Genomic DNA, 23,531 nt, shown 5'->3' with positions numbered 1-23,531 from the left:
ATGTTATTAGAAGATATATTGGTGATCGATTTCAGCCAGTTCTTATCGGGGCCGTCTGCGGCTTTACGCCTGGCCGATATGGGCGCGCAGGTGATCAAGATTGAGAAGCCCGGCACCGGCGATATTTGCCGGCAGCTGTATGTGTCGGACGTGATGATCGAGCAGGAATCGACCATCTTTCATGCGATCAACCGGAACAAAAAGAGTTACGTGGCCGACCTGAAAGATGCGCAGGACCTGGAAAAGATCAAACAACTGATCGCGAAGGCAGATGTGATGATGCATAATTTCCGTCCGGGTGTGATGGAGCGGATCGGGCTGGATTACGCGACCGTGAAGGCAATTAATCCCGGTATTGTGTACGCAGAGCTGAGTGGTTTCGGGCAGGAAGGTCCGTGGCGCGATCTGCCCGGTCAGGACTTGCTGTTACAGGCGGCATCCGGGCTTACCTGGCTGAGTAATAACAGTGATGAGAATCCTACCCCCATGGGCGTAGCCGTAGCCGACATACTGGCCGGCACCCACATGGCGCAGGGCATACTGGCGGCGCTGGTGAAAAAGGGCGTAACCGGGAAAGGTGCGCTGGTGCAGGTGAGCATGTTCGAGAGTGTGCTGGACTTCCAGTTTGAAGTGCTGACCTGTTACTACAACGACGGGAAAGAACTGCCGGTACGCAGCAGCGTGAATAACGGGCACGCCTATGTGTCTGCCCCATATGGCATTTACAAAACGAAAGAAGGATACCTGGCGTTGGCCATGGGCAATATATTAGTGTTGGCGGAGTTGCTTGGCTGCGAAGGCTTGCAGCAATTTGCCGACCGGGGCAGCTGGTTCACCCGTCGCGACGAGATCAAACAAATACTGGCCGATCACTTAGAAACGCAATCTGCCGTACACTGGCTGGATATTTTGGAGAAGGCCGACATCTGGTGTGCGCCGGTGATGGACTACGACCGGTTGATGAACGAAGAGGCGTACCGCGTACTGAATATGGAGCTGACCGTAAAAACGAGTAACGGCTTATCGATAAAAACCACCCGTTGCCCTATTAGAGTAGACGGGAAATTACTATCTTCCACGAAAGGAGCACCGTTACTGGGCGAAGACAATGAAGCGATAGACAGGCAGTTCGGGCTTTCGTATTAACCCCATCCCCGCAGGGATGTGAATAGCACAATAGAAGGACGATGATGTTGATCGACACACATGTACACGTATGGAATCTCAGCCGGGCGGAATATCCCTGGCTGCAGGGTGACACGTCTATCCTGAACCGCAGCTGGCAAATCGAAGAACTCGACCCCGCCGACGCTGGTGTAACGGCCGGTGTGCTGGTACAGGCGGCAGGTAATTTAGAAGATACAGCACTGATGTTAGAAACGGCCCGTAACACGCCCTGGATAAAGGGTGTAGTCGCCTGGCTGCCGTTAACGGATACACGCCGCACAGCGGATTTATTACAAGGAGCATTTCTGTCGGAGCCCTGTTTTAAAGGTGTTCGCCATCAAATACACGATGAGCCGGATGCCCAATGGTTGTTGCAGCCCACCGTATTGGAAAGCCTGCAACTGCTGGCGGATCACGACATCCCGTACGACCTGGTGGGTATTTTACCCGCCCATATTGAAACCGCATTGAAAGTCGCGGAGCAGGTACCCGCGCTGCGCATGGTGTTCGATCACCTCAATCAGCCACCGATTGCCACCCGCGAACGGTTTGGCAAGTGGGGCGAATTAATGAAAGAAGCGTCGGCGCATCCTAACTTTTACGCGAAAATATCCGGTCTGGGTACTGCGTCGGGCAGCTTTGCCGGACGCACCGCGGCAGACATTCAGCCTTATGTCGATTTTGCTATAGAGCACTTTGGTGTGGCCCGCTGCTTTTGTGGCGGCGATTGGCCGGTGTCGATGCTCGCTAACGGGTATGCGCAAACGTGGTCGATGATACGGCAGGCATTGTCAGGATTGTCCACACCGGAGCAGGAGCAGGTTCTTGGCAGTAACGCCGTTCGTTTTTACAACTTAAATCAGCCCGCATGGAAGTGATCAATGGTATATTTTTTCATGCGGTGGGCGCTTCGGGCGCGGCGCTGTGTTATACGCCTCAAAAGAAGGTGAGCGGCTGGGCCTGGCATACGTACTGGTTGTTACAGGCGGCCGTGTGCTGGTTGTTGTTGCCGATAGTAGTGGCCTGGCTCACGATCCCGCATTTGTCGCAGGTATTACAGGAGGCACCCACTTCGGCGATGCAACGTTCTTTCTTCCTGGGTATGGCTTACGGCGTAGGTGGCACAGCCTTCGGTATCGCCATCCGTTATGTGGGCTTTTCACTGACGTACGCGATTTCTGTAGGCATCAGCTGCGTGTTGGGCACTTTGCTGCCACCGCTGGTGCGGGGTGTTTTGGGAGATGTACTTAGCGCGACTGGTGCTCCTTACCTGATCGGCGGCGTGGCTTTAGGTGCTGTGGGCATTGCGCTGTGCGGGCTCGCAGGCCGGTACAAAGAAAAAGACCTGGCGGCGCAGGATAATAATCCCGGCGCCTTCTCCCTCGCGAAAGGATTGCCGCTCTGTTTGATCGCAGGCATCTTATCGGCCTTGTACGGCTTTTCACTTGACCAGGGCCAGCCCGTGGCCGACGTGGCTGCCCGTTATGGTGCGGGTCACTTCCAGGGGAACGTGATTTACCTGTTCGCCAATACCGGCGCATTCGTCACGACACTGCTGTATTGCCTCTACCTTCATCTTAAACAAAAAACATTCGCACAATACGCTATTTCACCCGGCAGCAACCTGCCACTCAACTACGCCATGGCGGCGCTGACGGGCCTGTTGTGGTACGGACAATTTTTCTTTTACGGCCTCGGGCATGTACGCATGGGCCAGTTCAGCTTTTCCAGTTGGGCGATCCATATGATCATGCTGGTATTACTCAGCGCCCTGGCCGGATTGATCATGCGGGAGTGGAAACTTTGCGGTCCACGTACGATGCGGGTGTTGTGGAGTGCGATGGTCGTGTTGGTCGCAGCCATCCTGCTACTAACCTACGGGAACTACCTCGATGCTTAGTTGTTGATCACGTTATGAAAAGTTATGAAAGCACGTTTGCCCTTAAAGAAACATCCTGTTTATATCATCGGTGCCGGCGGCATCGTTAACTCCGCGCACCTGCCCGCCTACCAGCTGGCGGGCTTTGACGTGCAGGGGATCTACGACTTGTCTTACGATAAAGCCAAAGCCACCGCCGATGCGTTCAATATTCCGCATGTTTTCGATAGCCTGGAACAAATGATCGCCGATGCCCTGCCAGGTGCCGTGTATGATATAGCGGTGCCGGGAAAGGCGGTGTTGTCGGTCCTGGAGCAATTGCCAGATGGCACAGCCGTGTTGTTACAGAAGCCGATGGGGGAAGACTATACCGCTGCCTGGCAAATCCGCGACTTGACAAGGAAAAAAAGATGACCGCTGCCGTTAACTTCCAACTGCGATATGCCCCGTTTATGCTGGTGGCAGAAACGATGATTGCAGAAGGGTTGATCGGCGCGCTTAACGATGTAGAGGTAAACGTAAATGTATACACGCCCTGGCACCTGTGGGATTTCCTGTTCAGCGCGCCGCGTGTGGAAATACTATATCACAGCATTCACTATATCGACCTCATTCGCCATTTAATGGGCAATCCGAAATCTGTATACGCGAAGACCGTTGGTCACCCCGCGATGCCGCAACTGGCATCGGTGAAAAGTAATATCATTATGGATTACGGGCATGCCATCCGGGCGAGTATTCATACAAATCATAACCACGATTACGGTGCCAGTCGCCAGCAGTCGTACATCAAACTGGAAGGCGAGAAAGGTGTGATCCGTGTCAGTTTTGGTGCGCTGATCAACTATCCTGACGGGGTGCCGGATAAGTTTGAATATGCTTTGCGCGACCATGATGGGGACGTGCATTGGCAGGAGATTACCGTCGATGGCACCTGGTTCCCGCATGCGTTCATCGGCAGTATGGCGCAACTGATGCTGGCCGTGGAAGGCAGTATTGAAAAACCGGATAATTCCGTTGAAGATTGTATTTACACGATGGCCTGCGTGGAAGCGGCCTATCTGTCAAGCCAGCAGGGTGGCGTATCCCTGCCTGATGTATAATGAAGAAGTTTTTTCCTGTTTTCTGGATGGTGTTGTTATGCGGTCAGCAAGTGTGGGCGCAAAGCAAACAAGTGGTGATACGTCAGTCGCTGCCTGCTTCGCCGCGTGCGGCCTGGGGGTGCAGCAGTTGACGACGGCGTTAAAGGCTGCAGGTTACCAGGTGGTGAGTGGTAAGCAACAGTCGCCTGCCCAGCAGTTGATCGTTGTTGGCAAGGTAAACGAAGTGCGGGCATCATTGCCTGCTACGATCGCATCACCCGGTAAGGAAGGGTTTATTTTACGGGCGGATAAGGGAACTGTAGTTATCGCTGGTGCGGATGATTCAGGCGTGTTGTATGGCTGCCTGTCCCTCCGCGACCGCCTGCAAGCTACAAAGCGGCTGCCTGCTGTGTTAGATGAAACCGATCAACCCGAAATGGTATTACGCGGCGCCTGCATCGGCGTGCAGAAACCGTATTACCTGCCCGGAAGGACCGTGTATGAATATCCTTACACGCCTGAAGTATTTCCCTGGTTGTACGACAAACAGCACTGGCTGCAATACCTCGACTCCATGGCGACGAATAGAATGAACGCACTGTTTCTGTGGAACGGGCATCCCTTCGCATCACTCGTGAAACTGAAAGACTATCCCTACGCGCTGGAAGTGGATGAGGCGACATTTCGCAAGAATGAGGAGATCTACACGTTTATCACCAGTGAGGCAGATAAGAGAGGCATTTGGGTGATACAGATGTTTTACAACATCATCGTGTCCAAACCTTTCGCAGAAAGGCATGGCATCAAAACGCAGGAAAGAGAACGGCCGATCGTGCCGCTCATTGCGGATTATACACGTAAGTCCATCGCTGCTTTCGTGGAGAAGTACCCGAACGTCGGGCTGATGGTGTGCCTGGGCGAAGCGATGGAAGGGGTAGGCAATGATGATATTGAATGGTTTACCAAAACGATTATCCCGGGTGTACGCGATGGCTTGCAGGCACTTGGTAAAAAAGAAGAGCCGCCGATCGTGCTGCGGGCGCATGATACCGATGCGCCGGCCGTGATGAAAGCGGCGTTACCGCTTTATAAAAACCTTTACACGGAAGCGAAGTTTAACGGCGAAGCACTTACGACGCCACGTCCGCGCGGCTCCTGGGCCGAGCTGCACCAAACGTTGAGTAAGTTGGGCAGTGTGCAGATCGAGAATGTACACATCCTCGCGAACCTGGAACCTTTCCGTTATGGCTCGCCTGATTTCATACAGCAATCGGTAAAAGGCATGCATGAAGTGATGGGCGGAAACGGTTTACACCTGTACCCGCAAGCGTCTTACTGGGACTGGCCCTACAGTGCCGACAGTGTAAAAGGACAACGCCTGTTACAGATCGAGCGTGACTGGATATGGTACAATGCCTGGGCGCGTTACGCCTGGAAGGCCAATCGTCCCCAATCGGAAGAAAAAGCATACTGGGCGCAGCTGCTGGCCGCAAAGTTCGGCTGCAGTGTAGCCGATGGCCATAAAATACGCGCCGCCTACGATGAATCCGGCGAAATCGCACCGAAGCTGTTACGCCGTTTCGGTATCACCGACGGTAACCGGCAAACGCTTACGCTGGGCATGTTGATGACGCAGTTGGTCAATCCATTCCGGTATGGATTATTTACGCTGTTGTACGACGGCGAAAGTCCGGAAGGAGAGATGATTATCGATTATGCTGATAAAGCCGCCAAAGGCCTGCCGCATGTCGGAGAAACGCCTCCGCAGGTAGCGAAGGAGGTAATCTTACATGGCGATAAGGCGGCAGCGCTGCTGGACGAAGTAGCGCAACGTGTAACAAAAGATCGTGCTGAATTTGAACGATTGCGGAATGATATGCATTGCTACCGCGCGCTGGCGCATCATTTCAGTACAAAGGTGATGGCAGCGACTCAGCTTTTGCAATACAAGTACACCAATAATGTAAACGACCTGGAATCGGCGGTACCCCTGTTAACCGTGAGTGTACAATGGTACCGGGAGCTGGCGAAACGGACTGCAGGTACTTACCTGTATGCCAACAGTATGCAAACGCAGCAACGAAAAATCCCGATGCGCGGTGTAAACGCTACGTACAAACACTGGACGGAAATGCTGCCGGTGTTCGAAGCGGAACTGAACACATTCCGCTTCAAGATCGATTCGCTGAAGCAATCGGCCAGCGGTACAGTGGTGCAACGCCGGCCGTTTAAACAGGCAGCGGTGCGGACGGTCGAAACTTCGTTTATGCTTACGAAGGGAAGCCGGTTGTTCACCGACACCTCGTTGGTTGTAAAAGCCATAGCGGCAGAACTGGAGGGGATGAAAGCGGTACAGTTGTCCTATCGGCAGCAGTTAAGCCGTGCAACCGAAATACAGTTTACCACAGACAAACCGGTAAAAATAGCGGTTGGCTTCTTCAAGACACAACGCGGCGCCTTCGTCACGGACACGGTGTACGCGAAACCTCCCGAACTTGAAACCAACGCGAGTGCAGACGATTACGGCCAGGCCGAAGCGAAAATATCCAATGCGGTGGCGGTGGATGGGCTGCCGGCGGTGAACGTACACCTGTATCATTTTAAAGCAGGCACCCACACGCTGAAACTGCCCAAGGGTATATGCCTGGTTATTGGCTTCATCGACGGGGCACAAGCAGTGCCGGTATACGACGCTATGTTATCCGGCGATGCCAAATCTAAAAACATCGACTGGCTGTTCGAACGCCAGTAATTAAACATATGCGAAACAAACTATTTAGCTTAGCCGGGCTGTTGCTGTTAGGCAGCGGCTCGCTCGTGGCACAGGAGCAGCAGTTGTGGTACAGGCAGCCAGCCGTAAAATGGACAGAAGCCCTGCCACTCGGCAACGGCCGCATCGGCGCTATGGTATTCGGCGGCGTGAAGCAAGACCGTATCCAGTTTAACGAAGAAACGCTCTGGACAGGCGAACCGCGTAGTTACAACCGTCCGGGTGCTTACCGTTACCTGGACACCATTCGTCAGCTGATCTTCAATGGTCAGCAGAAAGCCGCGGAAGCACTGGCCGAGAAACAATTTATGGGCCTGAAAAGCAACGAAGGCAAACGCGAAGAATGGTTAAAGTCTGTACTCTCCACCAATGCGCCCGCCGCCGCTTCGTTCGATGATCAAACCTGGAAAACCATGCAGGTGCCATCGTTCGACGGATGGGAAGCTGTAGGCCATGAAGGATTGGACGGCGCCGTATGGCTGCGTACCAGCTTTGAGTTACCGGCCGCCTGGTCCGGCAAAGACCTCATCCTCGACCTGAACCGCATCCGCGACTACGATCGCACGTTCGTAAACGGTGAACTGATCGGCACACAGGATAACACTGAAGCAAGGCTGTATAAAATACCCGCCGCCAAACTGCGTGCCGGTCGCAACATCATTGCCATACAAGTATTGAACTTCGCGGACAAAGGCGGCGTAACCGGTTACAAGGATACGACCCGGCACATAGGCGTTTACCCGGACGGGCAGGCCAGCTCGATCCTTTCGCTGAATGGTCAGTGGCGTTACTGGGTACAGCAGGATGAGCCGCCTGCGGTGGGGCGCTACCAGGCAGACTACCAGCCATTCGGAGATTTGTTCATGGAGTTTAAGCATAACGGGGAGGCTACAAATTACAGGCGGCAGCTCGATCTTCCCACAGCTACTGCTACCACTTCTTACACTGCTGACGGTACCGACTTTACCCGCGAGTATCTCGTGAGTCAGCCCAACCAGGCGCTGCTCGTACACCTGGCTGCCTCGCGTAAAGGACAGATCAATTCGGCATTACGGTTAACCAGCCCGCATAAAAACTACCAGGTACGTAAGCTGGATAACAACACATTGGCCTTGTCCGTAAAGGTGCGCCATGGCGCGTTACGCGGCGAGAGTTATTTGCGGGTGCAGGTGAAAGGCGGTAAAGTCCAGGTGTTCGCCGATCGTGTAGAGATCACGAATGCAGATGAAGCAGATGTGGCGCTTACGGCAGGTACGAACTATCGCAATTACCGGGATGTGTCTGCCAACCCGGCCACGGCCTGTGTGAATACGTTAAAGGGGCTGACAGGTAAAGCCTACGCACAGCTGAAAGCGGCGCACTTGCAGGAATATGCGAAATACTACAATACGTTTGCCGTGAACTTTGGGGTTTCGGCGAACGAGCATCTGCCGACGGACGAGCGCATCATCAAGTTCGGCACTTTTTCCGATGCGCCGTTCATGGCATTGTACATGCAATATGCACGCTACCTGCTCATCGCATCTTCCCGTCCGGGTACACGCCCGGCGAATTTGCAGGGCATCTGGAACGACCTGTTGTCGCCGCCCTGGGGCAGTAAATACACCACGAACATCAACCTGGAAATGAACTACTGGCCGGCGGAGTTGCTGAACCTTTCGCTGCTGCATCAGCCATTATTTGACATGATCGATGAGCTGACGGTAACCGGTAAAGAGACTGCGAAGGCTTATTATAATGCACCCGGCTGGGTGTTGCATCATAACACCGACTTATGGCGGGGCACGGCGCCTATCAACGCTGCGAATCATGGCATATGGGTAACCGGTGGTGCCTGGTTGTGCCAGCACTTGTGGGAGCATTACCTGTTTACACAAGATCGGCAGTTCCTGAAAACGCGTGGTTACCCGGCAATGAAACAGGCGGCGTTGTTCTTCCTGTCCTTTCTCACGAAAGATCCGCAAACGGGCTGGCTGATCAGCGTGCCGTCCAACTCACCTGAGCAGGGGGGATTAGTGGCAGGGCCAGCCATGGATCACCAGATCATCCGGCAGTTATTTAAAAATGTCATCGCTGCTAGTGAGGTGTTAAAGGTGGATGCGGCGTTGCGGGATACATTGGCCTTGCGTTACAAACAGATTGCGCCAGATCAGGTCGGCAAACATGGACAGTTGCAGGAGTGGATCAAGGATGTGGACGATCCGAAAAACAAACATCGCCATGTATCGCATTTATGGGCGGTTTACCCGGGCAGTGAAATCAACTTTGATGAGCGCCCCGAGCTGGTGAATGCTGCCATGCAATCCTTATTGTTCCGCGGCGACGCGGCTACCGGCTGGAGCCTGGCCTGGAAGATCAACTTTTGGGCTCGTTTCCGGGAGGGGGAACATACGTACAAGATGGTGCAGATGTTGTTAAGTCCGGCCAGCAGCGGGGCAGGCAGTTATCCCAACCTGTTCGATGCGCATCCGCCGTTCCAGATTGATGGCAACTTTGGCGGTGGCGCCGGCATGGCGGAAATGCTGTTGCAAAGTCATACGAATTATGTAGATATACTGCCAGCTTTACCAAGTGCTGTTCCCGAAGGCGATATCCGTGGATTATGCGCCCGTGGCGGTTTTGAGATCAATATGCGCTGGAAGTCGGGTGAGCTTACGTACCTGCGTGTATTGTCCAAAGCAGGCCAGCCGTTAGCATTACGTTATCGCGAAAAGGTGGTAAATCTTGCTACGGTGAAGAATGGCGTGTACGAGTTCAATAACATCCTTCAAAAGCTTTGATCGCATGAGATATTTGCTGGTTGGCCTGTTGTTTAGTCTCGCGTTGCCTGTTTCGGCACAACGCACGCTCATTGCCGGTTTGCGTTGTGAGTACCGCATCAATCCGTTGGGCGTCGATAACGCTGCGCCGTTGCTTAGCTGGGTGTTAGAAGATGATCAGCGAAACATCACGCAGGCAGGCTATCAGTTGATCGTAGCGAACGATTCGTTGATGACGTCAATCGTGTGGGATTCCGGGAAGACGGGCAGCCCGTCGCAGCAAGTCGTTTACAAAGGCCCCACCTTAAGCGGAGGCAAAAAATATTGGTGGAAAGTACGGGTGTGGGATAATAAACGCCGCGCCTGGCCGTGGAGCAGACCGGCCTCCTGGCAGATGGGTTTATTAAAAGCCGCTGACTGGGCCGGTGCGAAATGGATTGCTTATGAAACGATTCACGATACGGCGATCATTGCACCACATGTACACCTCAACGGCAAAAAGGCCTGGGGGGCACGCCGCAATGTATTGCCCCGGTTTCGCAAGTCGTTTACGATCGCTAAACCTGTAAAGTCGGTGACGGCCTTCGTTTCCGGCCTCGGTCATTTCGAGATGCAGGTGAACGGGGCCAAGACAGGCGACCACTTTCTCGATCCCGGGTGGACCAACTACCAACGGGAAGCCTTATACGTAACGTTCGACATTACCCGCCAATGCCGCCAGGGTGAAAATGCCGTAGGCATGCTGCTGGGCAATGGCTTCTACTACATACCCGGACAACGCTACCGTAAGATGACCGGTGCTTACGGGCTGCCAAAAATGATCATGCGGATCGCCGTCGATTATGCAGACGGCACGAGCGAAAACATCGTCAGCGACGACAGCTGGCAAACCGCGCCTTCGCCGGTAGTGTTTTCCAGCATTTACGGCGGAGAGGATTACGATGCGCGACTGGAATCATCCACCGGATGGAAGGCGGCGTTGATTACTGATGGACCGGCCCTGGCTTCGCAGATGGCGGAACCGGTGAAAGTGATGGAACAGTTTACACCTGTGAAGTCGAACGAACTGCGCACAGGGGTGACAATATATGACCTGGGGCAAAACTTCTCAGGCATCCCCGCCATCCGCGTACGTGGCAACCGTGGCGACAGTGTGCGCATCATCCCCGGGGAACTGTTAAATGAAGACGGCTCTGTGAACCAGAAGGCTTCCGGGTCGCCATCCTATTTCACCTACATCCTGAAAGGCGGCGAAGAAGAAAGCTGGCAGCCACGTTTTACGTACTATGGCTTCCGCTACCTGCAGGTGGAAACAGTCGGTTCCCCTGTGCTAACGCAGATCGCAGGCCTACACATCCGGAATGCTGCTGAAAAGACAGGCAGCTTCCATTGCTCCAACGAACTATTTAATCAAACCTATAAACTGATCGACTGGGCGATCAAAAGTAACACCGTCAGCGTGTTCACCGACTGCCCGCATCGCGAAAAGCTCGGCTGGCTGGAACAAACACACCTCATGGGCGCATCTGTCCATTTCAACTACGCCGCCGCGCCGTTGTTCCGCAAAGCGATCCGTGACATGATCCAGGCGCAATACCCGGACGGTAAGATTCCTGAAATTGCGCCGGAGTTTACAAAGTTCACGCCGCCGTTTGACGAGTCGCCGGAGTGGGGGAGTGCGGCCATCATCCTGCCCTGGTATAACTATCGCTGGTACGGCGACCTGCAAACGCTGGACAGCGCGTATCACATGATGAAACAGTACACGGGTTACCTTCATCGCAAAAGCAATAACGGTTTGCTCACCCATGGCCTGGGCGATTGGTTCGACATCGGCCCGAATAAATCTGGCTTCGCACAGATGACGAAGATGGGGGTAACGGGTACGGCTACGTTTTATTACGACCTGTCGATCATGGCGAAGGCGGCCAGACTCCTGAAGAAGGACGAAGATGCAGCGTATTACGAGCAGCTGGCATCCGACGTAAAAAAGAAGTTTAACGATGCCTATTTCGATACGCAACGCCGCCAGTACGACTCTGCCAGTCAGACCGCCAATGCGATGGCGCTCTATATGGGCCTCACAACGCCCGAAACACACGACGACGTAGTAGCTGCTTTAGTACGCGATATTCGCGGCCGTAACAATGCACTCACCGCCGGCGATATCGGCTACCGTTACGTACTGCGCGCGCTGGAAGATGCCGGTCGCAGCGACGTAATCTTCGACATGAACTACCGCGACGACGTGCCAGGCTACGGTTACCAGCTAAAGCACGGTGCCACTGCGCTCACCGAAAGCTGGCAGGCTTATCCCTCCGTGTCGAATAATCACTTTATGCTCGGGCACCTGATGGAGTGGTTTTATGCGGGATTAGCCGGCATTGGCCAAACGGCAGGCGCTGTCGGTTATCAGCACATAGAAATAAGACCCGAGATAGTGGGCGATGTGAAGGAGGTGAAAGCCACTTATCAATCGCTATACGGTAAGATAGAAAGTGCCTGGAGTAAACAGCCTGGCCGCTTTGAACTACGGGTGACAGTGCCTGTAAATACGAAGGCGACCGTATACCTGCCAGCCACTGCAAGTGCAAAAGTTTTGCAGGACGGTATAGGGTTGAATAAAGTGACGATCGAAAACGGCCGCGCGGTGTTGAACATCGGCTCCGGTGCTTATTCATTTAGTGTTCAGGATTAAAACGGAATTGACATGCGATACCTGTTTGGTTTGATGTTGTTGTTAGGTGTTCAGGTAAGCCTGGCACAATCTGCGTTTGACCGTGACTGGCGGTTTAGGCTGGGTGATGATAGCCTGGCGAGCCGCCCGGACTATAAAGATGCCGGTTGGCGCAAACTCGACCTGCCGCACGACTGGAGCATAGCAGGCGATTTTTCACCCACCCACCCGGCCACCACACAGGGCGGCGCACTGCCCGCCGGTATTGGCTGGTACAGGAAAACCTTCCGGTTGCCAGCTACTGACAAAGATGTGCGCGTGGAGTTCGATGGCATTTACCGTGACAGCGAAGTGTGGATCAATGGTCACTATTTAGGGAAACGTCCGAACGGTTATGTCTCTTTCGCATACGACATTACGCCTTACACGAAGGCGGGCGTAAACGTGCTGGCCGTGAAGGTGGACAACAGCCGACAGCCTAACTCACGCTGGTACAGCGGATCGGGCATCTATCGCCACGTACGGCTGGTGATGAAGCCCAAGGTGGCATTTGCACATCAAAGTATTTTTATCCGTGGTAATGCTGCCGGCGAAATGTATATCACGGGAGCATTGCATAATCATACGGCAAAGGCTGCCCGTATTACCGTGCTGCATAAGCTGTATGATGCTAGCGGCCGCCTGGTACAACAAGCCGCCGTTACACCGCTGCAACTCAACGCCGGCGATACAGGTGTAACGTTTGCCGCGGATATGTCGGTGGACCGTCTGCATTTGTGGTCAATTGAAGATCCGTATCGTTACCGTGTGGTATCTGAAATAAGGCAAGGGAGTGCCGTATTAGACAGCGTGGTAACGTTCACCGGCATACGTAGTTTCTATTTTGATGAGAACCGCGGTTTCTTCCTGAATAATGTATCAACCAAAATAAAAGGTGTGTGCCTGCACCACGACCTGGGCGCACTGGGCGCTGCGGTGAACATCCGCGCTATCGAACGGCAGCTGGAAATACTCAAAGCGATGGGTTGTAACGCGATCCGCACGGCTCACAATCCGCCCGCCCCCGAGTTGCTCGAACTCTGCGACCGGATGGGTTTTCTCGTGATGGTAGAGGCTTTTGATATGTGGCGGAAAAAGAAAAACAAGTTCGACTATTATGCCGATTTCGATGCCTGGCACCGCCAGGACCTGATCGATATGGTAAAACGTGACCGCAACCATCCGTCTGTCTTCATGTGGAGCATTGGCAACGAAATCCGCGAGCAGTTCGATAGTTCGGGCATCAGGCTCACCCGCGAACTGGTATCGATCGTAAAAGCAGTGGACAGTACCCGCCCGGTGATCTGCGCCCTCAGTGAATGGAACCCGGAGAAAAACTTTATCTGGAAGTCTGGCGCGCTGGACCTGGTCGCCCTCAATTATCATCATGAGGTGTACGAGGACTTTCATAAACATTATCCCGGACAGGTGTTTCTTGGCAGCGAACAGATGTCGGCCTTCGCCACCCGTGGCCATTATGATATGCCGGCGGATAGCAGCTATTTCTGGCCGGCTAAATCGCCGCAGAAGATCGTGGAAAAAGGGAATCCTGATTACACCGTTTCCGCTTACGACCAGGTGTCGGCATACTGGGGCAGTACCCATGAAGCCACCTGGAAGCTGATCCGCAAACATGCGTTTCTGTCCGGCCTGTTCGTATGGAGCGGGTTCGACTTCCTGGGCGAGCCGATCCCGTACCCATGGCCGGCCCGCAGTTCCTACTACGGCATCGTTGACCTGGCGGGTTTTCCGAAAGATGCGTATTACATGTACCAGTCGGAGTGGACCAGCAAGCCGATGCTGCACCTGTTTCCGCACTGGAACTGGCAGCCCGGCCAGGTAGTCGACGTTTGGGCCTATTACAACCAGGCCGACGAAGTGGAGCTGTTCCTGAATGGCCGCTCGCTGGGCGTGCAGCGTAAAGGAGCCGACGACCTGCACGTCGCCTGGAAAGTACCGTTTGCACCCGGCGCCCTGAAAGCCGTATCCAAACGAAATGGAAAAGTCGTACTGGAGAAAACTATATATACCGCCGGCACACCCGCTCGTATTATCCTTACACCCGACCGCGCGAAGCTAAAAGCCCGCGTTCGCGACCTCTCCTTCGTGACCGCAACCGTGGTAGACGCGGCTGGTCATCTGGTGCCGGATGCCGATAATCGCCTGCAGTTTACTATCGAGGGGCCGGGCAGCATTGCCGGCACAGACAACGGCTACCAGGCCGACACCGTATCCCTGAAAAACACCGCCCGCAAATGCTGGAAAGGCATGGCGCTCGCCATCGTGCAAACGGGCGATCGCAAAGGCGTGATCCGGCTGAAAGCAACCAGTCCGGGACTACCTGCTGCAAGCCTGACCCTTACGAGCGGGGAGTGAACGTTTTACGCAATCGTTCCCGGAGATAAATAACCCCGCAAATAGTAAAATGTTCCATCTTTATAGTGAAACCTTGCATTGGTTAAGGAAGCAGTTGCCGGTATCTTTAATCCGGTGAATGAAAGAGCGTTTCCTACACACCCTTTCATTGGTAAAGTTAAATTCCCGTTATATGAAAAAGTTACTGCGTGATCAGGTTCGGGCCGTTGCGGCCGTTACTAAACGTCGGCTTTTCGCTACTGACATCCTGTTGGACCATTTTTCTGCCAGTTCTGTGCGGGGATTTCTCTTATTGGCAATGGCGTTTCTTCCGCTCCGGGCTTTTTGCCAGGACGATGCCGCTTATGTGAAGGTAGCCACCGAACGGTCGGAAAAGATCGTGAAGAATCTGGGTATTACAGACAGCGTGCAGTACAGGCAGGTTTTAAACGAAATTGTCCATCAATACGTAAATCTGAAGGCAGTGCATGCGCAGTACGAAGCGAAAGAGAACAATGGACGGGCAGCCGCGTTATCTACTTTACACCAACAGTTCATCAAAGGATTACGACAACATTTGAATGACAGGCAACTCGAACAGGTAAAAGATGGTATGACTTACAGCGTGCTGCCTAAAACCTACACCGCCTTCCAGGAGATGATTCCTGCGCTCACCGCGAAACAAAAGGAACGTATTTACACCTGGCTGGTAGAGGCGCGGGAGCTGGCAATGGACGAAGGCTCATCGGACGATAAGCATAAAATGTTCGGGAAGTATAAAGGGCGCATCAACAATTATTTATCGGCCGAAGGATACGATCTCAAAAAGGAAACGGCCGCCTGGCAACAGCGAATTAAAGAACAGCAGAACAAAAAATAGGCGTAACGCCATTCCACAACATATTTATTTCCACGATTAATTCCAGGTAACTGATACAATGCAGACAATCAAGAATGTATATACAACACTTGTGTTCAAGGGGTATTCCTGCGGATTTACGTAGCGATAGCCGCAGATCCCCACTATTTAATGACCACGAATGAAAAATAGACGCCCTGCCCGATAAAGTTTCCCCGGAGGCGGACGTACTCAACCAAAAACTCAATTCTCTCTGCTATTAAAACGCCAATGAATTGTATGCGACACTTTTCACTTTTAATGCTGCTATTAACAATGGTATGCGCTGTGCCTGCAATGGCGCAGGAGCGGACCGTTACCGGTACCATCACTGACCAGAAAACCGGTAAAGGGCTGGAAGGGGTGACTATCAGAGTAAAAAATAGCACGACCGCGACCTTTTCGGTGGCGGACGGTAAATTTTCCATTAAAGCATCGTCATCCGAGTCGGTGCTGAGCTTTTCCCACGTAGGATACGGCGTATACGAGATCAAAGCGGCCAATGCACCTGCAGTGATCGCACTCGTGCCGCTGGACCGCGCAGTGGGAGAGGTAATCGTAGTAGGTTACGGTACCAAAAGTAAACGTGATGTACTGGGTGCTATCGCCAACGTAAAAGGCTCCGAAGTGGAAGACCTGCCCGTGGCCAACCTCGGTTCGGCCCTGGTGAACAGGCTGCCGGGCGTTAGCGTGAACTTTAGTTCCGGTAAACCTGGTTCTACCACGAACATCAACATCCGTAACTCCATCACCTTCCCCGGAACGCTGTCGGCCACCACACAGCCGCTTTATGTAGTGGACGGTATCATCGTAAACCCTATCACCTTTTCGCAGTCACCCAATCCCGACTTTTTCGAGAACCTGGATGCCAGCCAGATTGAAGACATTACTTTCCTGAAAGATGCATCCGCCGCCGTTTACGGTGCTGCGGGCGCCAAGGGTGTGGTGTTGATCACCACCAAAAAAGGAAAGATCGGTAAACCGAAAATTACGTACAACGGCTATTTCGGGCAGACCAACGAATCGGTAAAAACAAAAACGATGACCGCGTACGAGCATGCAAAAATGCTGAACGACGGTTTCGAACTGAATAACTCCGCTTACAGCAACTATTTTGCCCCGGCCGACCTGGAAAAACTGAAGGCCATGCCCGACCGCGACTGGCACGACGAGTTCTGGAATGCCGGTAAGATCATGCGCCACGTACTGAACGTGTCCGGCGGTTCTGAAAGGATCACCTTCTTCGCCGGCGGCAGCTATTATAAAGAGAAAGGTAACTATGGCGGCATTGAAGCCGAGAAATACAGCATTCGCGCCTCGGTAGATGCGAAGATTATCGACGGTTTGACCGCTAACCTCAGCTTCTCCTCGGACCTGAACCGCGAAGAGCGTGGTACCCTGAAAGGAGCGAACGGTGAAACAGACGATCAGACCATTCGCGCATTGTACCTGACGCCCAAATGGGTGCCAACTTCCGTGAACGGTTTGCCTGTGGCATTCAACGGACCTAACCCTCCGGGCAACTGGAGCATCCTGGGACTGTTCAATTCCGGTAACTATACCCGCGGTAAGTCGCAGGGGCTTAGCACCAATGCATCGTTGGAATATAAACCTACCTGGCTGAAAGGCTTGTCAGCAAAAGTACAGTTCGGCCTGCTGAACCGTAACAATGCCGACAAACAGTACTATCCGCCCTACCGCGTAGCCAACGTCGTAAATGCCGGTTACAGCAACAACGGTTTGTTGTACTCCGATTCCATCAATGCTAATACGCCCTGGACCACGATTCAGAACAACAACCAGCTGTCTGAGGGATCAACTATTGGTAACAGCTACCAGCTGATCGGTACCCTTAACTACAACCGCAGCATCGGTAAACATGATATCAGCGTGATGTTTGCGGGCGACCAGATGGAAGCACAGAGCCGTAACATCTTCCTGACGAAAAACCAGCAACTGGTGAGCGGGGTAGACGAGTTCTGGGCATTCAGCAATGATCCTACCACGGTAGGTTCACTGACGGACATAATTCGTAATCCGCAATTCAGCCAGTCAAAGAAACGTTCTTTCATCAGCCGCGCGGGTTACAACTTCGACGATAAATACCTGTTCGAGTTTGTAGGTCGCTTCGATGCGTCGTCCAACTTCGCGCCCGATCACCGCTGGGGCTTTTTTCCGACTGTGGGATTGGGCTGGCGCATCAGCCAGGAAGCGTTTTTCATGGATAATGTGCGGTTTATCGACGACCTGAAACTGCGTGCTACCTGGGGTATTGTGGGTGAAGACCGCGTGGCAAACAAAACCTACGTAAACCGCTTTACTCAAACCGGTGGTATCCTGTTCGGTAACGCCTTTACCAACGGCCTGGACCCGAACCTGTATCCTAACCCGGAAGCTACCTGGGAAAAGGCGCGCACCATTAACGTAGGCTTCGACCTGGCTTTGCTCAAGAACAAACTGACCCTCACAGCCGATATTTACAATCGTTACACTTACGACGCCTTCAATTCACTCGACGTGAGCGTGGTGCCCATGAGCTCCGGCCTGATCACCGCGGTGAAAAACTATGGTAAAGTAGAAGCATGGGGGGCGGAGTTTGCACTGGGCTATCGTTCCAACATCGGTCGCGATTGGGGCATTAGTGCCGACGTGAACTTTGCGTTTACGAATAGCACTATCCTGCAGCAATATTATAACCCGAGCGTATTAGGCCTGTTCGGTTCTGAAGCACTGGGTATTCCCATCGGTTTGGATCCACGCCGCTACAATGGCAATAACTTCGGCTACATTTCTACTGGTATTCTCCGGTCGCAGGCAGAAGTGGACGCTCTGTTAAAGGAGAATCCGAACTACATGATCGATGGCAAGAAACCACAGGTAGGATATATGACCTTTAAAGACGTGAATGGTGATGGTAAAATCGATGATAATGACGTAACGCTGATGTACGATCGTACTACGCCGGTCGTTGGATTTGGTATCACCCTCGGCGCTACCTATAAATCATTCCGCTTACAAACCAACCTTAACTTGTCAGTGGGTGGTAAAACCTTCTACGACAGTGAGGCGCGTAAAGTGCCTACCAACAACCAGAATGCGCTGAAGTTCTGGAACGATCACTGGACGCCGGAAAACCCAAATGCGAAGTATCCAAGGGCAGATGCACCGCTGGCGAAGGAGAATTCAACCTTCTGGGCGCTGAATGCTACACAGTGCCGTATCAACAATGCTGTATTGTCATACTCATTACCAAAGGAGTTTGTGACCAGGCATAAAATTCCAGATCTGCGGGTGATGCTGACGGGCACTAACTTATGGAACATTATCAATCCATTCGATTATAAAGATCCATACACCACCAACTTCGCCAACTACCCGACACTGAGAACGATTTCTATCGGTGTTGGTGCAAGCCTCTAATTGATCATAAAAACTCGAATAATAACCACGATTATGAGATTTTTGAAACATATTAAATTGTCATCGGTTGCCGCAGGCTTATGCACCACATTGCTGCTCTCTGCGTGTAATCCTGACTTCTTCGAAATTGAAGACCCGAGCGGTATTGAAGACTTCCAGATTTGGGAAGATGAAGGGGCTATCGGGCTTTTCCTTAACAGGACGTACGGCCTGGTCATGCCGCAGTGGCCTGTTCTCGGCAGTATTCATAATACTTCTGATGAACTGAATAATGCGAACACCGCGTTCTTGTACGGTCAGTTGCTGGAAAACTCTGTAACAGATATTGGTACATCGGCCAGTATTACCAATAACCGTTATGCAGATGTGCGCAGGTGTAATACGGCGATTGAAGGTATTAATAGCAGCGCCACTTTATCGGAAGCCGCGCGTAAAACGCTGAAGGGACAGTTTTTCTTCCTCAGAGGTTTCAGCTACTTTAAATTCGTTCGCCTCTATGGCGGTGTGCCATTGGTGTTAAAAGCACAAGGACAGGGCGATAACGATCTGGCAGTGCCACGTGCAAAGACAAGTGAATGTATTGCACAAATCGGTGCCGATATGGATTCTGCCGCTGCTTACCTGCCTGCTGCCTGGACCGGCAACGACATTGGTCGTGCTACCCGCGCCGCTGCGTTGGCGGTAAAGGCCAAAGCCTTCCTGTACTGGGCCAGCCCGCAATTCAACCCGACCAATAACACCGCTCGTTGGGAATCAGCTTATACCGCCTGTAAAGCGGCCTATGACCAGGGCGTTGCCGACGGTTACGGCTTGCTGGCGAACTATGGTAATATTTTCTTTGCCGAGGATAATAAAGAAGTGCTGATTGTACGTAAATACAACGCCTCCAAAGATATGGGCAACAACGTAGAACATTCTACGCGTCCGTTCTCTGAAACTATTACAGGCGGCGGGTCTAATCAGCCTACCTGGAACCTTGTACAGGCGTACCTGATGAAGAACGGTTTACCGATCACGCACGGCAGCTCTGGCTACAACGCCATACAGTTCTGGAAGGACAGGGACCCGCGTTTTAATGCGACAATAGCCTTTAACGGCGATGTGTGGCCGTTAAGCGGAAAAGCAGGCCGCAAACAATGGTCTTACAAAGGTGTGCCTGACGAAGCAGGTGGCTCTATCGCTACCGGATTTTATTGTAAACGCCTGGTGAATGTGTCCTTAACACCTACGCAGGCTGTATATAACTCCAACTCCGGCGGCGGCAGCGGCATCGACTGGATCGAGATGCGTTTTGCAGAGGTAATGCTCAACCTGGCCGAAGCGGCCAATGAAACCGGCAAGATGGACGAGGCTAAAACCATGGTACGCGAAGTACGCAAACGTGCAGGCATCGTGGAAGGCGCTTTCGACTACGGCCTGGCGCTCGCCACAGATGTAGCCAGCATGCGTAGCCTGTTACTGAACGAACGCCAGATCGAGTTTGCGTTCGAAGGTATGCGCAATTATGACCTCCGCCGCACGCGTAATCTCGGCTTACTCACGGCTCGTCAGTCCTATATTCTTGCGCCACGGTCACCATATGTAGCCGGCACAGGTAATGATGCTACCAAAATTTACCTGGACAGGGTAGGGGCAAACGGCCTGAAGAACAGGGATACAGCTAATCTGGACAACCTGGCCGTTTATTCAGCTATGTTCAACGCAGAGATCAATTCCCTGGAAGGCGCCAATACCATCAGCCTGCCTGATAAATATTACGTGTATCCATTACCGAACACCTTTACACGTACTTCCGTAATCCAGCAAACCATCGGATGGTCTGGCGGCACCTTTGATCCGTATCAATAATTCATGACAGTTAAATTCATTTCGATATGAAAAAAATAGTTGCAGTTGCAGCACTTTGTATAGCGGGATTGTCCGCCTGTCACAAGGATGCAGAGCCGGTGGGCACGAATGACGCCACGGTGATGCTGAGTAGCGGGGAGAAATTTGTTACGGGCGATGTGTCAGTAAACCCGGGTGATAGTATCTTCTTTAATTTCACCATCACGGCAAAAAGACCGATGAAGTTTGTCGGCATCCAGAAAAACCCCGTGAATCAAACCGGCTTTGTAACACGAGATACGCTGAAGACGTCGGAGCTGAGCTACAGTACTACTAAACGGTTAAAGGCAGATACCGCCAACGGTACTTATCGCTACCGCATCGTAGCGCATGATACATCCGGCGTTTACATCGGCTCGCAGGACCTGGTCGTTACAGTCAAGGCGGATTTCGACTTCTTTACCTATCGTTTCCTCCGGGTGCCGGATACCACTGCTAAGACCAATACCTGCTATATGTCGGCCACTACCGGCGAGGTATTCAGCTATACGACCGGCGGTGCAAAAAGCGCCCTGATCGATTTCGGTATCATGTACGATACGACCGGTGCCGCGTCTACAGTAGCGACAGATGACCTGCGTTTCTGCCTGTATGCGCTGTCGGCCCCCCAGGGACAAATTCCATTCTACGACATCAGTACCTGGACGAAGAATGCGACCGTGATGAAAAAGGCGACCTCGCCAGGCTTCAACACCCTGATGTCTGCTGGTTCGCTGCGGGCAGCGGCGCGTACCAACCTGGCCTCCGGCACGTCGAACAAAGTAACGCAGCTGGCGGCGAATAGCCTCGTGTTTTTCCGCACAGCATCCGGTAAAGCCGGCTGCCTGATCATCAATTATGCGAACGGTACTACACCGGCCATGAGCAGTTATGTGAATGTAGATGTTAAAATAGAGCGATAAATACTATAATTTCCGGGAGAGATGAAAATAAGCGTATTGAAAAAAGAAGGACTTCGTTTGGCATTGATGACAACTGTAAGCTTATGTGTTGCGTCGAATGTATTTGCACAATATCCTCAGATTCCCAGTGAGGTGCAGCGGTCGGCTGATTCTCTGATGAAGGCGGCGAACGCGCATTCTGATTCTGCCTGGGTAGCCGCCTGGCCGATTATTGACGCCGAAGCTAAAAATGGCCGGCCCTTTATTCCCTGGGCTTCGCGGGTGGATGAGTTGCCGCAGGCATCGATCCCCGCATTTAAAGGCGCAGAAGGTGGCGGTAAATTTTCATTCGGCGGACGTGGCGGTAAAGTATACGTAGTAACGAACCTGAACGACGACGGACCGGGAAGTTTGCGCCGGGCCTGTGAACAAGGCGGCGCCAGAACAATCGTATTCAACGTGGCCGGTATTATCCGGCTGAAAACGCCGCTGATCATCCGGGCACCTTACATCACCATTGCCGGACAAACCGCTCCGGGCGACGGGGTATGTGTAGCGGGAGAAAGCGTGTGGATCAATACCCATGACGTAATCATCCGGTTTATGCGCTTCCGTCGCGGCGAAACATGGGTAGGTCGCAGGGACGATGCCATCGGCGGTAATCCTATCGGCAACATCATGATCGACCATGTAAGCGCAACCTGGGGGCTGGATGAAAACATGAGTATGTATCGGCACATGTATAACGACAGCACCGGTAAGATCGAAGATAAGTTTCCGACCGTGAATATCACCATCCAGAACTCCATTTTCGGCGAAGCACTCGATACCTGGAACCACGCTTTCGGCAGCACCCTCGGTGGGGAGAACTGCACGTTTATGCGCAACCTCTGGGCGAATAACGCTGGTCGTAATCCATCCGTAGGCTGGAATGGCGTATTCAATTTTGTAAACAACGTAGTGTTTAACTGGGTGCATCGCAGTATAGACGGCGGTGATTACCGGGCACAATTCAACATCATCAATAACTATTTTAAACCAGGTCCGGCCACGCCTAAAAACAATGTAGGCCACCGCATCCTGAAGCCGGAAAGCGGCCGCAGTAAACTGAAGTACAAGGTGTACGGCAGGGCATATGTAGCAGGCAATATCATGGAAGGTTACCCGGAGATTACGAAGGATAATTGGAACGGTGGGGTGCAGGTAGAGGAAGAGAAGAATACGGGCGAGTACCTGCAACGCATCCGCTGGACGCAACCTTTGCCAATGGCACCGGTAACCGTCCTAAGCGCCGAGGCAGCGAAAACCTATGTGCTGGCCAACGCCGGGGCGATACTGCCAAAGCGGGATGCAGTAGATACCAGGATCGTGAAACAGGTAAGCACCGGCAAGATAGAGATCGACCCGTCAGTAAAAGCGCCGGAAACACAATTTAAACACCGCCGTTTACCACTTGATTCTTATAAGATCGGGATAATTACCGATATTAACCAGGTGGGCGGTTATCCTGATTACAAAGGAACGCCTTACAAGGACAGCGACAACGACGGCTTACCCGACGATTACGAGAAAAAGAAAGGCCTCAATCCTAACAACAGTGCGGATGCAGCCGAGTATTCCAAATCCCGTTCGGGGTATACCAACATCGAAGAGTATCTCGATAGTGTAGTGCCGCTGGCCAAAGTGAAACCGTAAGAAGATGTTCTTTTACCAAACG

General features: G+C 52.7%; 14 protein-coding genes. All 14 read left to right on the top strand.

Translation table 11 applies throughout. The features are described 5' to 3' along the window. The 14 genes from MKQ68_RS10655 (at position 1) to MKQ68_RS10590 (ending at position 23,509) form a co-directional block, all read left to right on the top strand. Complete coding sequence (locus tag MKQ68_RS10655; RefSeq protein WP_264283282.1) at positions 1 to 1,146, top strand: CaiB/BaiF CoA transferase family protein; 1,146 nt, start codon at positions 1 to 3, stop codon at positions 1,144 to 1,146. Positions 1,147 to 1,187: 41 nt separating this feature from the next. Further along, the gene (locus MKQ68_RS10650; protein WP_244838795.1) at positions 1,188 to 2,045 is read left to right on the top strand and encodes an amidohydrolase family protein; all 858 of its coding nucleotides are present in this window, start codon (positions 1,188 to 1,190) and stop codon (positions 2,043 to 2,045) included. Continuing rightward, positions 2,036 to 3,067 (top strand): L-rhamnose/proton symporter RhaT, encoded by a 1,032-nt coding sequence (locus MKQ68_RS10645; RefSeq protein WP_264283281.1) that lies wholly within the window; start codon positions 2,036 to 2,038, stop codon positions 3,065 to 3,067. The genes MKQ68_RS10650 and MKQ68_RS10645 overlap by 10 nt, the downstream gene beginning before the upstream one ends. A 24-nt stretch (positions 3,068 to 3,091) precedes the next feature. After that, positions 3,092 to 3,460, top strand: a complete 369-nt coding sequence (locus tag MKQ68_RS10640) for a Gfo/Idh/MocA family oxidoreductase (RefSeq protein ID WP_264283280.1) — start codon at positions 3,092 to 3,094, stop codon at positions 3,458 to 3,460. Then, on the top strand, positions 3,457 to 4,149 hold the full coding sequence (locus tag MKQ68_RS10635) for a Gfo/Idh/MocA family oxidoreductase (RefSeq protein WP_264283279.1): 693 nt from the start codon (positions 3,457 to 3,459) through the stop codon (positions 4,147 to 4,149). Before MKQ68_RS10640 ends, MKQ68_RS10635 begins: the two co-directional genes overlap by 4 nt. A 52-nt stretch (positions 4,150 to 4,201) precedes the next feature. After that, positions 4,202 to 6,880: an alpha-d-galacturonidase gene (locus MKQ68_RS10630; protein WP_264283278.1), complete on the top strand. Its 2,679-nt coding sequence runs from the start codon at positions 4,202 to 4,204 to the stop codon at positions 6,878 to 6,880. An 8-nt stretch (positions 6,881 to 6,888) separates the two neighbouring features. Beyond that, positions 6,889 to 9,678: a glycoside hydrolase family 95 protein gene (locus MKQ68_RS10625; RefSeq protein WP_264283277.1), complete on the top strand. Its 2,790-nt coding sequence runs from the start codon at positions 6,889 to 6,891 to the stop codon at positions 9,676 to 9,678. 4 nt (positions 9,679 to 9,682) lie between these two features. Continuing rightward, complete coding sequence (locus MKQ68_RS10620) at positions 9,683 to 12,355, top strand: alpha-L-rhamnosidase (RefSeq protein ID WP_264283276.1); 2,673 nt, start codon at positions 9,683 to 9,685, stop codon at positions 12,353 to 12,355. Between the two features lie 12 nt (positions 12,356 to 12,367). Beyond that, the gene (locus MKQ68_RS10615; RefSeq protein ID WP_264283275.1) at positions 12,368 to 14,749 is read left to right on the top strand and encodes a glycoside hydrolase family 2 TIM barrel-domain containing protein; all 2,382 of its coding nucleotides are present in this window, start codon (positions 12,368 to 12,370) and stop codon (positions 14,747 to 14,749) included. Between the two features lie 172 nt (positions 14,750 to 14,921). After that, the gene (locus MKQ68_RS10610; protein WP_264283274.1) at positions 14,922 to 15,608 is read left to right on the top strand and encodes a DUF3826 domain-containing protein; all 687 of its coding nucleotides are present in this window, start codon (positions 14,922 to 14,924) and stop codon (positions 15,606 to 15,608) included. A gap of 258 nt (positions 15,609 to 15,866) precedes the next feature. Further along, positions 15,867 to 19,046 (top strand): SusC/RagA family TonB-linked outer membrane protein, encoded by a 3,180-nt coding sequence (locus MKQ68_RS10605; RefSeq protein WP_264283273.1) that lies wholly within the window; start codon positions 15,867 to 15,869, stop codon positions 19,044 to 19,046. A gap of 33 nt (positions 19,047 to 19,079) precedes the next feature. Then, positions 19,080 to 20,894: a RagB/SusD family nutrient uptake outer membrane protein gene (locus MKQ68_RS10600; protein WP_264283272.1), complete on the top strand. Its 1,815-nt coding sequence runs from the start codon at positions 19,080 to 19,082 to the stop codon at positions 20,892 to 20,894. 26 nt (positions 20,895 to 20,920) lie between these two features. Next, complete coding sequence (locus MKQ68_RS10595; protein WP_264283271.1) at positions 20,921 to 21,835, top strand: hypothetical protein; 915 nt, start codon at positions 20,921 to 20,923, stop codon at positions 21,833 to 21,835. A 66-nt stretch (positions 21,836 to 21,901) separates the two neighbouring features. After that, positions 21,902 to 23,509 carry a polysaccharide lyase gene (locus tag MKQ68_RS10590; protein WP_432803741.1) on the top strand — a complete coding sequence of 536 codons (1,608 nt, stop codon included), beginning with the start codon at positions 21,902 to 21,904 and terminating at the stop codon, positions 23,507 to 23,509. Positions 23,510 to 23,531 lie beyond the last annotated feature (22 nt).

Source organism: Chitinophaga horti (assembly GCF_022867795.2).
Classification (GTDB): Bacteria; Bacteroidota; Bacteroidia; order Chitinophagales; family Chitinophagaceae; genus Chitinophaga; species Chitinophaga horti.
Note: the sequence above shows the minus strand (reverse complement) of the source record. Positions and strands in the feature narration are given on the sequence as shown.

What these genes read in the sequence shown, in the direction of transcription:
- MKQ68_RS10625 (WP_264283277.1), top strand. Translation starts at nt 6,889, where the DNA reads ATGCGAAACAAACTATTTAGCTTAGCCGGGCTGTTGCTGTTAGGCAGC.
- MKQ68_RS10640 (WP_264283280.1), top strand. Translation starts at nt 3,092, where the DNA reads ATGAAAGCACGTTTGCCCTTAAAGAAACATCCTGTTTATATCATCGGT.
- MKQ68_RS10595 (WP_264283271.1), top strand. Translation starts at nt 20,921, where the DNA reads ATGAAAAAAATAGTTGCAGTTGCAGCACTTTGTATAGCGGGATTGTCC.
- MKQ68_RS10615 (WP_264283275.1), top strand. Translation starts at nt 12,368, where the DNA reads ATGCGATACCTGTTTGGTTTGATGTTGTTGTTAGGTGTTCAGGTAAGC.
- MKQ68_RS10610 (WP_264283274.1), top strand. Translation starts at nt 14,922, where the DNA reads ATGAAAAAGTTACTGCGTGATCAGGTTCGGGCCGTTGCGGCCGTTACT.
- MKQ68_RS10635 (WP_264283279.1), top strand. Translation starts at nt 3,457, where the DNA reads ATGACCGCTGCCGTTAACTTCCAACTGCGATATGCCCCGTTTATGCTG.
- MKQ68_RS10600 (WP_264283272.1), top strand. Translation starts at nt 19,080, where the DNA reads ATGAGATTTTTGAAACATATTAAATTGTCATCGGTTGCCGCAGGCTTA.
- MKQ68_RS10645 (WP_264283281.1), top strand. Translation starts at nt 2,036, where the DNA reads ATGGAAGTGATCAATGGTATATTTTTTCATGCGGTGGGCGCTTCGGGC.
- MKQ68_RS10650 (WP_244838795.1), top strand. Translation starts at nt 1,188, where the DNA reads ATGATGTTGATCGACACACATGTACACGTATGGAATCTCAGCCGGGCG.
- MKQ68_RS10605 (WP_264283273.1), top strand. Translation starts at nt 15,867, where the DNA reads ATGCGACACTTTTCACTTTTAATGCTGCTATTAACAATGGTATGCGCT.
- MKQ68_RS10620 (WP_264283276.1), top strand. Translation starts at nt 9,683, where the DNA reads ATGAGATATTTGCTGGTTGGCCTGTTGTTTAGTCTCGCGTTGCCTGTT.
- MKQ68_RS10655 (WP_264283282.1), top strand. Translation starts at nt 1, where the DNA reads ATGTTATTAGAAGATATATTGGTGATCGATTTCAGCCAGTTCTTATCG.
- MKQ68_RS10590 (WP_432803741.1), top strand. Translation starts at nt 21,902, where the DNA reads ATGACAACTGTAAGCTTATGTGTTGCGTCGAATGTATTTGCACAATAT.